Below are 14,801 nucleotides of genomic sequence, written 5' to 3' on the forward strand. Positions count from 1 at the left end.
CAACCGACGCACAACCGTGACGCGACGCGTGGCGTGATCGAGGCCGACCTACCCGGCGCCGGATCTACCGTCATCACATGCGAATCGCGCTGTCCGCGTCCGTGGCGGGTGCCCTGTTCAGCGTCGGCCTCTCCTCCCTGGCCGCCCCTGCGGCCGCCGCGCCGACCACCACCGAACCGATTGAGCGGCAGTTGAGTTCGACCGAGGTGCCGTTCACCGACCGGGCCGACATCGTGAACACGACCTCGCTCGCGTTCGACGGGTGGAGCCGCCTGCCGGAGACGAACAGCATTCGCGTCTACTTCGTCGCCGGCACGCCGTCGTGCTACGGCGTCCACGCAACCACCACCGAGACGCCCGACGCGGTCACCGTGCACCTCAGCGAAGGGCTGCTCCCGGAGGCCGCCGATCGGCTCTGCTCGGCCAAGGCCGTCCTCGGCGCCACCACCATCACCCTCGACGCACCACTGGGCGATCGCGCCGTGCTGAGCGCTTCCTGACAATCATTTTCGACAAGTGGCTCCGCCACGGGTAGCCTCCCTATCGACAATCGTTGTCGATTAGACGGGGGTTCCGTGACCGTGCCGAACACCCGCCGCGGCTTCACCGCCGTGGTGTGCAGCAGCTGTCCGGCGTCCGCCCATCTCGCGGTGCTCGACGCGCTGCGCGCCGTGGTCCGCGAGAGCGCCCTCGGCGTGCTGGTGACCTCACGGTGCCTTGCGGGCCGATTCGCCTGCGCGACGGGCCTACACGGCCGCGGAACGATGGTGATCGTGCAGCCCTGCACCGCGGAACGCCGCCCGATCGGGCCCGCGCACTGGATCGGCCCCCTCACCGATCCCGCAGATGTCACCACCGTGCGGGACTGGTTGCGCGCCGGAGCGTGGGATCCCGACGCATTACCCGCCCGGCTCACCGCCGGCCTCGCGCGCGCCGCCGCGCGCAATTGACCGGCGACGGTTGAACCTCATCAAGATCGGGAATCCACGTTCCGTGTGAGGCACCTCACACGCCGCGTCGTACGTCGCCGAGGAGTGGCCCGATGACCGCTGACAACCCGGTCAAGAGAACCGATGTCGACAAGGCGCTGCTCGGCAGCGCGACCTATCGCAGCCTCGGCGAGCAACGGCTCACCCCGGCCGAGGAGAAGTTCGAGAAGGGCCGGCGCACGGTCGGGCTCTTCCTCGCGCCTGTCCTGACGATCGTCTTTCTCCTGCTACCACTGGACATTCCGCCGCAACAGCAGACGCTGGCCGGCGTACTGCTGGGCGTGATCGTCCTGTGGGTCACCGAGGCGGTCCCCATCCCGATCGGCGGCCTGCTCGGCGTCGCCGTGGTCGTGTTCCTGGGTGTCGCGCCGGTCGACGACGTGCTCGGACCGTTCGGCTCCTCGACGGTCTTCACGTTCATCGGCGCGTTCATCCTCGCCCAGGCGATGCTCAAACACGGCGTCGCCCGGCGCTTCGCGTTCCGCATCCTCGCCCTGCCCCGCGCCGGCCAGTCCACCACCGGCGTCATCATCGCCTTTGGCGCGATCACGTGCCTGCTCTCGGCGTTCGTCTCCAACACGGCGACGGTGGCGATGCTGCTGCCCACCGCGCTCGGCATCCTCGGGGTGATCGCCAAACTGCTGCAGAAGCAGGGCAAGGTGGCCGAGGACTTCGACCCGCTGCGGTTGAAGGTGGGCGCGGCGATCATGTTGATGCTCGCCTACGCGGCCAGTGTCGGGGGCCTGCTGACCCCGGTCGGCAGCCCACCGAACCTGATCGGCCGCGGCCTTATCGAAGAGGCCACCGGGGAGCGCATCAGCTTCGGGCAGTGGATGGTGATGGCCGCACCGATCTGCCTGCTGATGTTCATCGCGCTCGCCGTCGTGCTGATCAAACTGAACAAGCCGGAGATCAAGAGGATCGAGGGCGTCGCGGACTACGTGGCCCGCGAGCGCGAGGAGATGGGCCGGCTGAGCCGCGCGGAGAAGAACACGCTCATCGCGTTCGGCGTCACGGTGAGCCTGTGGATACTGCCCGGCATCATCGCGCTGCTCTTCGGCAACGAGTCGGACATCTACACGCTGGTCAGCGACCGCCTCGACGAGGGCACGGTCGCCGTCTTCGGCGCGGCCCTGCTGTTCCTGCTGCCGACCGACTGGGAGCAGCGCGAGTTCACGCTGCGCTGGAAGGACGCCGCCGCGATCGACTGGGGCACCATCGTACTGTTCGGCACCGGGATCATCTTCGGCTCGCTGCTGGCCGACACGGGACTGGCCGAGACCATCGGCACGTCGGTCGCCGACTCGCTCGGCCTGACCAGCGTCGTGGCCATCACGATCTTCGCCGTGCTGCTGGCGATCGTGGTGTCGGAGACGACGAGTAACACCGCCTCGGCCGCGGTGGTGGTGCCGATCATCATCCCGGTCGCGGTGGCCGCCGGGGTCAATCCGTTCGTGCCGGCGCTGGCCGCCACCTTCGCCGCCTCGTTCGGCTTCATGCTGCCGGTCTCGACCCCGCAGAACGCGATCGTCTACGGCTCGGGCGCGGTGCCGATCACCACGATGATCCGCTCCGGGATCAGCTTCGACATCGCCGGTGCGGTCCTCATCATCGTGTTCCTGCCGTTGTTGATCGCGATGCTGGGCCTCGGCGCATGAGCGCACAGCGCATCGCCGTGATACCCGGCGACGGCATCGGCACCGAGGTGATCGACTCCGCGCGGGCGGTGCTCGACGCGGTCAGCGACCGCCACGGGATCGCGCTGGACTACGAGGAGTTCGACTGGTCGTGCCAGCGCTACACCCGCGACGGTGCGATGATGCCGGCCGACGGGCTCGACACGTTGCGCGGGTTCGACGCGATCCTGCTGGGTGCGGTGGGCTGGGCCGGTGTGCCCGACCACATCTCGCTGTGGGGCCTGCTGATCCCGATCCGCCGCGAGTTCCGCCAGTACGTGAACCTGCGGCCCATCCGTGTCTTCGACGGCGTCGAGAGCCCGTTGCGCAACGCCGCCGGCGTCGACTTCGTCGTCGTCCGAGAGAACGTCGAGGGCGAGTACAGCGAGATCGGCGGGCGGCTCAACCGCGGTTTCCCCGACGAGATGGCCGTGCAGGAGTCGGTGTTCACCCGCGTCGGGGTCTCCCGGATCGCCGACTATGCCTTCGAACTGGCCGAGACCCGCCGCGGATACGTCACGTCGGCCACCAAGTCCAACGGCATCGTGCACACGCTGCCGTTCTGGGACGAGGTGGTCGCCGAACGCGCCGCGCGCCACCCGCAGGTGCGGTTCGACAGCGAGCACATCGACGCGCTGGCGGCGAAGTTCGTCCTGCAGCCCGGCCGGTTCGACGTGGTGGTCGGCTCGAACCTGTTCGGCGACATCCTGTCCGACCTCGCCGCCGCCGTGGCCGGGTCCATCGGCATCGCCCCGTCGGCCAACCTCGACCCCACCAAGGAGCATCCGTCGATGTTCGAACCGGTCCACGGTTCGGCACCCGACATCGCCGGACAGGGCATCGCCAACCCGATCGGCGCGGTGTGGTCGGCGGCGATGATGCTCGAGCACCTCGGTCACGCCGCGGCCGCCGCCGATGTCCTGGCCGCGGTCGAACAGACACTGGCCCGCCCGGAAACCCGCACCGGCGACCTCGGCGGGCAGGCGTCGACGATGGAGGTGACCGAGGCGCTGGTCGCGCGATTGTCCTGAGCCCGGCGCCCTGCGGCACACTGGTGGCGTCGTCGAGCGAGAGGATGCGCGCAGGGATGTCCGCACAGGAACCGTTGTCCCTCGGGGTGCTCGCCGGTGATGGCATTGGCCCCGAGATCGTCACGGCCGCAACGCAGGTCGCCGAGCAGGCGCTGGCCACGGTGTCCGTGCCGGTCCGGTGGCGTCGGCTGCGCATCGGCGCCGAGGCGATCACCGCCGACGGCACGCCGCTGCCCGAATCGACGCTGGACGCACTCGACGGGCTCGATGCCTGGCTGCTCGGCCCGCATGACAACGCCGCCTATCCGGCACCGTTTCGCGACGCGCTCTCCCCCGGCGGCGCGATCCGCAAACGCTACGGGATGTTCGCCAACATCCGGCCCGCCCGCCGGCTGAGCGACACCGTGCCCGCCGCGTGTCCCGGTCTCGACGTGGTGGTGGTCCGCGAGAACACGGAGGGCTTCTACGCCGACCGCAACATGTACGACGGCGCAGGCGAGTTCATGCCCACCCCCGATGTGGCGATGGCGGTCGCGGTGTTCACCCGCGAGGCATGTGAGCGGATCGCCCACCGGGCGTTCCGGCTGGCCGCCACCCGTCGCCGCTCGGTCACGGTGGCGCACAAGGCCAATGTGCTGGCCAAGACCACCGGCCTGTTCCGGGACAGCTGCCTGGCGGTGGCCGGGCATTACCCGGAGGTGACCGTACGCTGCGAGCACATCGATGCGCTCGCCGCACTGCTGGTCGCCCGGCCGGCGGAGTTCGACGTCATCGTCGCCGAGAACATGTTCGGTGACATCCTGTCCGACCTCACCGGCCAGCTGACCGGCTCGCTGGGCATGGCGCCGTCGATCAACGCCTCCGCCGACAAGGCCATGGCCCAGGCCGCGCACGGGTCGGCACCCGACATCGCCGGCCGCAACACCGCCAATCCCGTGGCGATGATCATGTCCACCGCGATGCTGCTCGACTGGCTCGCCGACCGCGACGGCGACACGACGCTCGCCGAGGCGGCGCAGACCGTCCGGACCGCGGTACGCCGCACCCTCGATGACGGGGTGCACACCGCCGACCTCGGCGGTGCGGCGACCACCACGGGCTTCACCGAGCACGTGCTGTCGGTGATCGCGGCGACCTGAGGAGCTACGTCGCGTCGAGCCCGTCGTCATCCTCGGCGGCGCCCTCGGCGGCGTCCTCGGTGTCGCGGCGGCGCTCCCGAAGGACGAATGCCGCCAACGCCAGAACGAGCACCACACCGCCGAGCACCCCGATCTCCACGACCGCGCGCGCGAAGGACGGCCCCTTCTCCAGCATCGTCGCGGCCTCCACCGAGAGCACCACGATCTCCTTGATGCCGGCCAGGATCCCGACGATCAGGAACGGTTCGGCGACGATCTCGTGCGATCGCAGACAGGACCGCACCGCGTAGAGCAGTTCGACGAAGATGAAGATCAGCAGCAGGCCGTCGAGGACCTCGAGCATGACCGTGGTCGTCGGTGTGTTGCGCAGTCGGAGCATGGTGTTGAACTGCGCGACCAACAGCGCCACCGAACAGATGACCAACACGATCGCGATGGCCCAGTACACCGCGTCCTCGAGCAGTCCGAGAGCGCGGTCGGCGAACCGCTGCCGTTCTTCCTCCTGGGGTTTGGCCGCCGTCCGCTTCGCCACCGCCACCGTCTGACCTTTCGATCGAAGAGCGCCAGGCTATCCGCTGGCGGGTGTGCGGGGTCAGCGATTCAGCCACCAGATCCGCGACGACAGCACAGTGGCGAAGCCACACCACAGCGGGTACAGCGCCAGCGGCGCGGCCTGCGCCCCGCGGGCTTCGGCCGCGCGGCGGGTCAGGTCGACGCTGCTGACGGTCAACGCGCCCGCCGCGACGGCGGACAAGCCGAGCTTGCGGCGGTTGAAGAACAGCCACGACCAGCTGCCGTTGAGGATGAGATTGGCCACCAGCGCCGTGGTGTAGGCCCGGGCGGCGTCGGAGCGCCCGGTGTCCTCGTAATGGTCGATCGCCGAGGCCGACACCGCGGCGATGTCGGCGTAGAGGATCGGCCAGACGATCGGGAAGGCTTGGCGCGGCGGCTGGAAACTCGGCTTCTTCAGCCGCGCGTACCAGAGCGACTGCGCCGGGCGGCTGGCCAGTCCGCCGAGTCCTCCGGTGGCCGCCACGGCGGCCGCGGTCTTGGCGAGTGTCGATGCGCGCATGGGAGTTGCCTTTCCGACGGGTCAAGATCACGTACCCGGGCCCGGATCATCCGAACCGTCACGTCACCGTCGCGTCATCGCCGGCGGTGCGTCCGGTGCGGGTCGCCAGCCGGTAGCCGCCGTAGCACGCCAGAGCGACCGCGAAGTTGACGAAGTACGCGATGTCGGCGCCGTGCCACGCCTGCGCCACCGCACCGGTGATCAGCGTGGTGTTCATGAACGGGATCGCCACCACGTACGACACGACGAACACGCCCAGCGCCACCGCGGCGTCGCGGCGCGCGCAGCGCTCCAGTGCGGGATCGAGGAAGGCCCGGCCGCGCACCCGCAGCAGCCAGTCCACGGCCGTGATCGCCACGAACGCCGGAATCCAGTAGCTCACCAGCAGCAGCACGTCCTGGAAGCGGGTGGCGGTGTCGGCCGCGTGCAGCCACAGGATCAATCCGAAGGCCAGCGCGGTGACGATGACCGCGGACACCGGCCGGCGCACGCGCACCCCGATCGTCTGCAACGCCAGCGATCCGCTGTAGTCGTTCATCACGCCCGAGCCCATCGAGGCCACGGCGATCACCAGCATGGCCAGTGCACCGACCACGCCCCCGCCCATCACGGCCTGCACCCCTGCCGCGGTGTGCTCGGCCAGCACAGCCGCGCCCGCGATCCCGATGCCCTGGACGAACACGTAGCCGAGGGCCAGGCCGGCGAAGGTGTAGCCGAAGACCCGCGACGGCGGTGACGTCGCCGGCAGGTATCGGCTGAAGTCGGCGGCATAGCTGGCCCACGAGATCGCCAGGCTGAACGCGATGGTCACCTCCAGCACGAAGGCGCCGGCGAGGTCCGCGCCGCCGACCGTCGGCGGCGTGATCACCGGGTGCCCGCCGGCGAGCTGGACCGCGAACGCCACGAACGTCGCGAACAGGACGACCGTGAGGACCGCCTGCATCCGGTGGATCAGTTCGTACCCGAATACGCCGACGACGGCCTGCACACCGAGCACGATGAGCACCCCGGCCCAGAACGGGATGCCCAGCAGCAGCGAGAGCGCCTCGCCGCCGAACAGGCCGACCAGCGCGTCCCACGCGATCGACGACACCCACTGCAGGACCGCGGGCACCACCACCCCGCCGCCGAATGCCATGCGCGACAGCGGCAATTGGCCCGCCCCCGTGCGCGGCCCCCACGTCGACAGGTACGCCACCACCAGCGAGCCGAGCACGGTGCCCATCACCATCGCGAGCATGCCCAGCCAGAACCCGAGGCCGAGCACGATCGCCAGCGTGCCGGTGAACACGCCGGCCATGTTGACCTGCGGGGCGAACCACACCGTGAACAGCCGCGCCGGGTGACCGTAGCGCTGGTCGGCGGCCAGCGGCGCGATGCCGTGGGTCTCCACCGCGAGGTCGCCGGCCGCGGTGGGGCGGCGTCCGCTGAATGTCGCTGCGCGCAGGGCGCTCGCTGATGACCCTTCGGGCATGCGGACATTCGACCACGTCAACCTCCCGCGCGAGCGGCTGGCCGCCCGGCTCGACTAGCGTCAGCGACGTCGGGGTGCGCTGGGGATTCGGAGCAGAGATCGGAGCGGAAGTGGTCGGGACCGGGCAGACGCGGTCGACGGCCCTCGCGACGCACCGTCCGGGCCTGCTGGTCGGCGGCCTGAGCCTGGTGGTGCTCACCGTCGCGGTACTGCAGACCGCGGTGGTCCCGGTGCTGGGGATCATCGGCGACCAGCTCGGCGCGTCGACCGTCGCGGTCAGCTGGGCAGTCACCGCGAACCTCCTGGCGGCGATCGCGGCCACCCCGCTGCTCGGCCGGCTGGCCGACCTGTACAGCAAGAAGCGCGTGCTGATCGCGGTGCTGCTGGTGGTGCTGGCGGGGTCGGTGCTCGCCGCCGCCACCGCGTCGCTACCGATGCTCATCGTCGCCCGGGTTCTGCAGGGCGCTTCGTTCGCCCTGTATCCGATCAGCGTCGCGGTGCTGCGCGAGGAGATCCCGTCCGACCGGTTGCCGGGTGCGATGGCGGTGATGTCGGGCACGCTGGGCTTCGGCGGCGGCATGGGCCTCGTGGTCGTCGGCCTGCTGATGGCGGGCGACGCCGCATATCAACGGGTGTTCTGGCTGACCACCGCGTTCACCGTCGCGGTGCTGGCCGTGGTGGTGTTCCTGGTGCCCCGGCGGGGCCGCACGGCCACCGGGTCCATCGACTGGCTGGGCGCGGTCGGTCTGGCCGTCGGCCTGTCCGCGGTGCTGCTGGCGATCACCCAGGGCAACACCTGGGGCTGGGCGTCGGGCTGGACCATCGGATGTGGCGCCGGCGGGGTCGCGGTGTTGGCGGGCTGGTGGCGCTGGGAGCGCGGGCGTGCGCATCCGCTGGTGTCGACCAGCATGCTGGTCCGGCGGCCGATCCTGTTGAGCAACGTGGCGACCGTGTTCGTCGGTATGGGCCTGTACTTCGCGTTCCTGGGCCTGACCCAATTCGTCCAGAGTCCGCGCGAGGTGGGCGGCTACGGGTTCGGCGCCACCGTGCTGGAGTCCAGCATCGTCTACCTGCTGCCCGGCGCGCTCACCGGATTCGCCGTCGCGATGGTGAGCGGCCGGTTCATCGACCGGTTCGGCGCAGTACGCGTGCTGGCGATCGCCGCGATGGCCGGGGCGGCCGGATTCGTGGCGCTCGCCGTCGCCCACGACCGGTCCTGGCAGGTGATCCTCGCCGGGATGCTGGCCAACGCCTACATCAGCCTCGGCTACGGCGCCCTGCCGGCACTGGTGGTCGCCGAGGTGGATGCGGACGAGACGGGCGTGGCCACCGGTATGAACGCGATCGCCCGCACCGTGGGCAGTTCGACCGCGGCCGCGGTGGTGGCGGTCCTGCTCGGCCAGTCGGTCCCCGGCACCGCGGTGCCGAAGGAGTCCAGTTTCGTCGTCATCTTCTCCGCCGGCGCGGTGACCGCGGTGCTGGCGCTGGCGCTGATCGCGCTGTCGCGCTCGCGGGAACGGCCGGTCGACCCCGACGCACGCACCGAGTCACGCGCGATGAACCACGAGTGGGGTTAACGCAGGGCGGCGAGATTGCTCACCGACTTGCGGACGTCGGACTCGATCACCTTGGCCACCAGCGTGCCGACCCTGGTGTTGAGCAGACCGCCCGAGAGGTCGGCGACCACCCGGAATCGGGACCCCTCCGGCTGCTCCTCCTCGACGTGCAGCGACAGTGCGATGCACACCGCGGGGAAGCCGGTGCCGATGAGTTCGATGTCCTTGGGCTCGTCGTACCGCGTGACGCGCCAGTGGATCGTGTTGCGGAACCCCTTCACCTTGATCAGCGAGGACACGCAGGTACCCACCTCGATCTCGGACGGCACCTCGCTGCGCCACCCACCGAAGATGGTCAGCCACTCGTCGAACCGCTTGAGGTTCGACGCCAACTCCCACGCGCGTTCAGGGGTCAGATCACTGGAAACCGCCACGTCGACCGATGCCATGTCCCTCCACTACCCGGCCGTCCGGCCGCGGTAAACGACGTCGTCGGAATCCCGGCGCCGCCCTGCCCGCGCTGACAGACTGATCAACGACCTGACCCGGACCGGAACCGGGTCCGGAGCGTGTTCGCCCTGAACCACAAAATTGCGCGGATTCTTCTGTCAGAACCCGTCCCTGACGAAGGAATCCATTGTAGGAATGTTAAATCGTTGCGGAATCGCTTGCGAAGGTCGCTCCGATCGGCGATTGTTTACCCACAGTCCACCGGGGCTGCGTCTCTAGGAGGTTGAGCTCTGACCGGCACACACACCACCGCGGTGAACCAGACCGTTGACGGGGTCGACCCGAAGAAGGGCTCCCCCGTCATCGAGATCGATCATGTGACGAAGCGCTTCGGCGACTACGTCGCGGTCGCCGACGCGGACTTCTCGATCGCCTCCGGCGAGTTCTTCTCGATGCTCGGCCCGTCGGGCTGCGGCAAGACCACGACGCTGCGGATGATCGCCGGGTTCGAGACCCCCACCTCAGGGGCGATCCGGCTCGAGGGTGACGACGTGTCGCGCGTGCCCCCGCACAAGCGCAACGTCAACACGGTGTTCCAGCACTACGCGCTGTTCCCGCACATGAGCGTGTGGGACAACGTGGCGTACGGACCGCGCAGCATGAAGAAGGACAAGCAAGAGGTCAAACGCCGCGTCGACGAACTGCTCGAGGTGGTGCGGCTGACCGATTTCGCGACCCGCAGGCCCGGCCAGCTCTCCGGCGGCCAGCAGCAGCGTGTCGCACTGGCCCGCGCGCTGGTGAACTACCCCAGCGCGCTGCTGCTCGACGAACCGCTCGGCGCACTCGATCTCAAGCTGCGCCATGCGATGCAATTCGAGCTCAAGCGGATCCAGCGCGAGGTCGGCATCACGTTCATCTACGTCACCCACGATCAGGAGGAGGCGTTGACGATGAGTGACCGCATCGCGGTCATGAACGCGGGCAACGTCGAACAGATCGGCACACCGACCGACATCTACGACCGGCCCGCCACGGTCTTCGTCGCCAACTTCATCGGGCAGGCCAACCTCTGGCCCGGCCGCCAGACCGGGCGTCTCAACCGCGACTACGTCGAGATCGAGGTGCTCGGCAGCAAGCTCAAGGCCAAACCCGGTGAGACCGCGATCGAATCGGGCGGGCACGCCACGCTCATGGTGCGGCCCGAACGTGTCCGCGTGTCGATGGAGCCACCGATCGGTGACGTCGCATGCGTGCGGGCGACCGTGCGGGACATGACCTTCCAGGGTCCGGTGGTGCGTCTGTCGCTGGCGGCGCCGGACGACTCGCCGATCGTCGCGCACGTCGGCGCCGAACAGAACCTGCCGATGCTGCGGCCCGGCGACCAGGTGCACGTCTGCTGGTCGCCCGACGCGTCGCTGGTGCTGCCTGCCGCCGACATCCCCACCACCGAGGATCTCGAAGAGATGCTCGACGAGTCCTGACCGTCGTTCCCCGTTCGTCGCTCGACCGCACTCCCTCCCCCGGAAACCCCTCCGCCCCCCGGAGAATCCACGAAAGGCACTTCTCGCCATGCCCAACGAGATCGATCCCCGGCTGCTCGCCCGCCTCGCCACGAATCGCACCTCGCGCCGGCGGTTCCTCGGCCGGGGCGCGGCGGCGGCCGCCGCACTGGCGCTGGGCCCGGCGGTTCTGGCCGCCTGCGGGTCGGACAGCTCCAGCTCCGGCTCCGGCTCAGGTGACACGGCGGCGCAGGACAGCGGACCGGCCAGCGGCACGCTGCGGGTCTCGAACTGGCCGCTGTACATGGCCGACGGGTTCGTCGCCGGCTTCCAGGACACGTCCGGGATCACCGTCGACTACAAGGAGGACTTCAACGACAACGAGGAGTGGTTCGCCAAGGTCAAGGAGCCGCTGTCGCGCAAGCAGGACATCGGCGCCGACCTGGTGGTGCCGACCACGTTCATGGCCACCCGGCTGCACAGCCTGGGCTGGCTCAACGACATCAGCGACGCCGGCTGGTCGAACAAGAACAACCTGCGGTCGGACCTGTTGGAGGCCAACGTCGACCCGGGCCGCAAGTTCAGCGCTCCCTACATGTCGGGTCTGGTCGGGCTCGCCTACAACCGCGCCGCGACCGGCCGCGACATCACCACGATCGACGACCTGTGGGATCCGGCGTTCAAGGGCCGGGTCAGCCTGTTCTCCGACGCCCAGGACGGCCTCGGCATGATCATGATGTCGCAGGGCGCCTCGCCGGCCGAGCCGTCGACCGAAAGCGTCCAGCGCGCCGTCGATCTCGTCCGCGAGCAGAAAGACCGCGGCCAGATCCGCCGCTTCACCGGCAACGACTACGCCGACGACCTGGCCGCCGGGAACGTCGCGGTCGCGCAGGCCTACTCCGGTGACGTGGTCCAACTGCAGGCCGACAATCCCGATCTGCAGTTCGTGGTGCCCGATTCGGGGGCGACCACGTTCGTCGACACCATGGTGATCCCCTACACCACCCAGAACCCGAAGGCCGCCGAGGCGTGGATCAACTACATCTACGACCGCGCCAACTACGCGAAGCTGGTGGCCTTCGTCCAGTACGTGCCCGTGCTGTCGGAGATGACCGACGAACTGGCCAAGATCGATCCCGCGATCGCCAACAACCCGCTGATCAACCCGTCCAAGGAAACCCTGGACAAGTCCAAGGGCTGGGCGGCGCTGACCGATGAGCAGACCCAGGAGTACAACACCATGTACGCCGCGGTGACCGGAGGCTGACAGTTCCACCATGGCAGGCGTAGCCAGCAGTAGCCGCCAGCGCAGCAGGATCGCTCCGTACCTCATGGTCCTGCCTGCGTTGGCCTACCTCGCAATCTTCTTCGTGTGGCCGCTGATCTCGCTGGCCCGCACGTCGCTGTCGTCGACGGGCGGGTCGGTGTTCCTGCCCACGCTGACGTTCTCCTGGGACTTCGGCAATTACGCCGATGCGTTCAGCCGGTACTCCGATCAGATCCTGCGCTCGTTCGGGTACGCACTCACCGCGACGGTGGTGTGCCTATTGCTGGCTTATCCGCTGGCGTATGTGATCGCGTTCAAGGCCGGCCGGTTCAAGAACCTGATCCTCGGTCTGGTGATCCTGCCGTTCTTCGTGACTTTCCTGATCCGGACCATCGCGTGGAAAACGATCCTGGCCGACGACGGGTGGGTGGTCAGCGCACTGGACACGATCGGGTTGCTGCCCGCCGAAGGCCGGCTCCTGTCGACCAGCTGGGCGGTGATCGGCGGGCTCATCTACAACTGGATCATCTTCATGATCCTGCCGCTGTACGTGAGCCTGGAGAAGATCGACCCGCGGTTGATCGAGGCCTCGAAGGATCTGTACTCGTCGAACACCCGCAGTTTCACCAAGGTGATCCTGCCGCTGTCGCTGCCCGGCGTGCTGGCCGGCAGCCTGCTGGTGTTCATCCCGGCGGCCGGTGACTTCATCAACGCCGAGTACCTGGGCAGTACGCAGACCACCATGATCGGCAACGTGATCCAGCAGCAGTTCCTGGTGGTCAAGGACTATCCCGCGGCCGCCGCGCTGAGCCTGGTGCTGATGGGGACGATTCTCGTCGGGGTGCTCATGTACACCCGGGCGCTGGGCACGGAGGATCTCGTATGACCGTTCAGGCCGGCGCCGCGGTCGCCGCCGCGGCCCAGCAGCCGCCGCGGCCCAAGACCGTCAGGGGCACCCCCAAGTGGGGCGACTGGACTCTGCGCATCGTCGCCGGACTCGTGCTGCTGTACCTGTTCATCCCGATCTTCGTGATCGTGCTGTTCTCCTTCAACGATCCGCAGGGCAAGTTCAACTACAGCTGGCAGGGCTTCACGCTCGACAACTGGCTCGACCCGTTCAAGTACCCGGCGCTGACCGAGGCGATGAAGCTGAGCCTCAACGTGGCCGGGGTGTCGACGCTGTGCGCGCTGGTGCTCGGGACACTGGTGGCCATCGCGCTGGTGCGGCAGCGGTGGCGCGGTCAGCGCGCCGTCGACACCTTCCTGGTGCTGCCGCTCACCGCGCCGGAGGTCGTGATGGGCGCGTCACTGCTGGTGCTGTTCCTCGACCTGGGGTGGGCCACGGGGTACGTCACGATCCTGTTGGCGCACATCGCGTTCGAGGTCAGCTTCATCGCGATGACGGTGCGGGCGCGGGTGCGCGGATTCGACTGGACGCTCGAGGATGCGTCGATGGACCTGGGGGCCAGCCCCACCCGGACCTTCTTCAAGGTGACGCTGCCGCTGATCGTGCCGGGCATCGTGGCCGCGGCGATGCTGTCGTTCGCGCTGTCGCTCGACGACTTCATCATCACCTATTTCGTCAGCGGCTCGTCGGTGACCTATCCGCTGTACGTCAACGCCGCGACCAAGGCCGCGGTGCCCCCGCAGATCAACGTCATCGCGACCGCGATCCTGATCGTCAGCCTGCTGTTGTTGATGGCGGGCACGCTCTACCGCCGCAAGCGCATCGACGCCTGAGCCGGGTCAGCCCACCTCCGCGGGGATCGGTGCGGGCCTGGCGCCGCTGCGCGCCGCACCGATCCCGGCGGCGACGACGAACACGATGCCCACCACCGCAGCGGCGCCGGGCACCTGGTGCAGCACGACGAAGCCGATGATCAGGGCGAACGCCGGTTCCAGGCTCATCAGCGTGCCGAAGGCGGCGGTGGTGAGGCGGCGCAGCGCCAGCAGCTCCAGGGCGAACGGGATGACCGGCAGCATGACCGCCAGGCCCAGGCCCGCGAGCAGCAGGTGCGGGGTCAGCCGGTCGAACACCAGCGGCCCGACGGCGACGGTGGCGACCAGGCCGGCGACGGGCATGGACACGGCCAGCCCGCTGACCCCGCTGACCGCATCCCCGACCCGCTGCGTCAGCAGGATGTAGCCGGCCCAGCACACCGCCGCGGCCAGCGCGTACAGCACACCCACCGGGTCGACGGCATTCGCCCACGGTTGGGTCATCAGCACCACGCCGATGCCGGCCAGTCCGGGCCACACCACCCTGGCGCGGCCGCGGCCGTGGGCGACGGCCACGGCGAGCGGGCCGAGGAACTCCAGCGCGCTGGCCGTGCCCATCGGGATGCGGTCCAGCGCCGCCATGAACAGCAGCGTGATGCCCGCGGTCACCACGCCGAGGGCTGCGCACGCGGCGACGCTGCGCCGGGTGAAGCCGGCTGAACGGGGCCGCAGGAAGGGCAGGAACAGCAGCCCGGCCCAGGCCAGCCGCAGCCACGCGGCGCCCTCGGCGCCGACCTGGTCGATCAGCCCGATCGCGACCGCGACGCCCAGCTGCACCGACAGCATCGCCGTGACCGCCATGAGGGCGCCGGTGCGGGTCGGATTCATCCCTGCATTGAACGGGACCCGCCGCGTGCCCGTCCACGGGG

At 69.2% G+C, this 14,801-nt stretch carries 15 protein-coding genes; 10 read left to right on the forward strand and 5 right to left on the reverse strand.

What is annotated here, in order from left to right:
* Window positions 1–77 precede the first annotated feature (77 nt).
* From E4P42_RS08390 to E4P42_RS08410, 5 genes are all read left to right on the forward strand, one after another.
* Window positions 78–500 carry a hypothetical protein gene (locus E4P42_RS08390; RefSeq protein ID WP_135124961.1) on the forward strand — a complete coding sequence of 141 codons (423 nt, stop codon included), beginning with the start codon at window positions 78–80 and terminating at the stop codon, window positions 498–500.
* A 75-nt stretch (window positions 501–575) separates the two neighbouring features.
* The gene (locus E4P42_RS08395; RefSeq protein WP_135124963.1) at window positions 576–950 is read left to right on the forward strand and encodes a hypothetical protein; all 375 of its coding nucleotides are present in this window, start codon (window positions 576–578) and stop codon (window positions 948–950) included.
* Between the two features lie 92 nt (window positions 951–1,042).
* Entirely contained in the window at window positions 1,043–2,647 is a 1,605-nt protein-coding gene (locus E4P42_RS08400; protein ID WP_135124966.1) for a DASS family sodium-coupled anion symporter, read from the forward strand.
* Complete coding sequence (locus tag E4P42_RS08405; RefSeq protein WP_135124968.1) at window positions 2,644–3,696, forward strand: tartrate dehydrogenase; 1,053 nt, start codon at window positions 2,644–2,646, stop codon at window positions 3,694–3,696. Before E4P42_RS08400 ends, E4P42_RS08405 begins: the two co-directional genes overlap by 4 nt.
* A 56-nt stretch (window positions 3,697–3,752) precedes the next feature.
* Window positions 3,753–4,835, forward strand: coding sequence for an isocitrate/isopropylmalate dehydrogenase family protein (locus E4P42_RS08410; protein ID WP_135124970.1), 1,083 nt, complete (start codon window positions 3,753–3,755; stop codon window positions 4,833–4,835).
* 4 nt (window positions 4,836–4,839) lie between these two features.
* On the opposite strand, the gene E4P42_RS08415 is transcribed toward E4P42_RS08410, so the two are convergent.
* From E4P42_RS08415 to E4P42_RS08425, 3 genes are read right to left on the reverse strand one after another with little or no spacing between them, the layout of a single operon-like run.
* Window positions 4,840–5,367, reverse strand: coding sequence for a phosphate-starvation-inducible PsiE family protein (locus E4P42_RS08415; protein WP_135125259.1), 528 nt, complete (start codon window positions 5,365–5,367; stop codon window positions 4,840–4,842).
* Window positions 5,368–5,427: 60 nt separating this feature from the next.
* Window positions 5,428–5,907: a TspO/MBR family protein gene (locus E4P42_RS08420; RefSeq protein ID WP_135124972.1), complete on the reverse strand. Its 480-nt coding sequence runs from the start codon at window positions 5,905–5,907 to the stop codon at window positions 5,428–5,430.
* 58 nt (window positions 5,908–5,965) lie between these two features.
* Window positions 5,966–7,381, reverse strand: coding sequence for a cytosine permease (locus E4P42_RS08425; protein WP_135124974.1), 1,416 nt, complete (start codon window positions 7,379–7,381; stop codon window positions 5,966–5,968).
* Window positions 7,382–7,491: 110 nt separating this feature from the next.
* On the opposite strand from E4P42_RS08425, the gene E4P42_RS08430 reads away from it, so the two are divergent.
* A complete protein-coding gene (locus E4P42_RS08430) occupies window positions 7,492–8,958 on the forward strand; it encodes an MFS transporter (protein ID WP_135124976.1) in 1,467 nt (488 codons plus the stop codon).
* Here E4P42_RS08430 and E4P42_RS08435 read toward each other — a convergent pair.
* Window positions 8,955–9,386: an SRPBCC family protein gene (locus E4P42_RS08435; RefSeq protein ID WP_135124978.1), complete on the reverse strand. Its 432-nt coding sequence runs from the start codon at window positions 9,384–9,386 to the stop codon at window positions 8,955–8,957. The two genes, E4P42_RS08430 and E4P42_RS08435, sit on opposite strands and share 4 nt — an antisense overlap.
* Before the next feature lie 315 nt (window positions 9,387–9,701).
* Between E4P42_RS08435 and E4P42_RS08440 the strand changes: the two genes are divergently transcribed.
* The 4 genes from E4P42_RS08440 (at window position 9,702) to E4P42_RS08455 (ending at window position 13,893) form a co-directional block, all read left to right on the forward strand.
* Window positions 9,702–10,868 carry an ABC transporter ATP-binding protein gene (locus E4P42_RS08440; RefSeq protein WP_135124980.1) on the forward strand — a complete coding sequence of 389 codons (1,167 nt, stop codon included), beginning with the start codon at window positions 9,702–9,704 and terminating at the stop codon, window positions 10,866–10,868.
* 88 nt (window positions 10,869–10,956) lie between these two features.
* Complete coding sequence (locus E4P42_RS08445) at window positions 10,957–12,153, forward strand: spermidine/putrescine ABC transporter substrate-binding protein (protein ID WP_135124982.1); 1,197 nt, start codon at window positions 10,957–10,959, stop codon at window positions 12,151–12,153.
* A 10-nt stretch (window positions 12,154–12,163) separates the two neighbouring features.
* Window positions 12,164–13,039 carry an ABC transporter permease gene (locus tag E4P42_RS08450; RefSeq protein WP_135124983.1) on the forward strand — a complete coding sequence of 292 codons (876 nt, stop codon included), beginning with the start codon at window positions 12,164–12,166 and terminating at the stop codon, window positions 13,037–13,039.
* Complete coding sequence (locus tag E4P42_RS08455) at window positions 13,036–13,893, forward strand: ABC transporter permease (protein WP_135124985.1); 858 nt, start codon at window positions 13,036–13,038, stop codon at window positions 13,891–13,893. Before E4P42_RS08450 ends, E4P42_RS08455 begins: the two co-directional genes overlap by 4 nt.
* A gap of 6 nt (window positions 13,894–13,899) precedes the next feature.
* Here the strand turns inward: E4P42_RS08455 and E4P42_RS08460 are convergent, their stop codons facing one another.
* Window positions 13,900–14,733: a DMT family transporter gene (locus tag E4P42_RS08460; protein ID WP_135125261.1), complete on the reverse strand. Its 834-nt coding sequence runs from the start codon at window positions 14,731–14,733 to the stop codon at window positions 13,900–13,902.
* Window positions 14,734–14,801 lie beyond the last annotated feature (68 nt).

This window comes from Mycobacterium sp. PS03-16 (assembly GCF_004570325.1).
In the GTDB taxonomy this organism is placed as follows: Bacteria; Actinomycetota; Actinomycetes; order Mycobacteriales; family Mycobacteriaceae; genus Mycobacterium.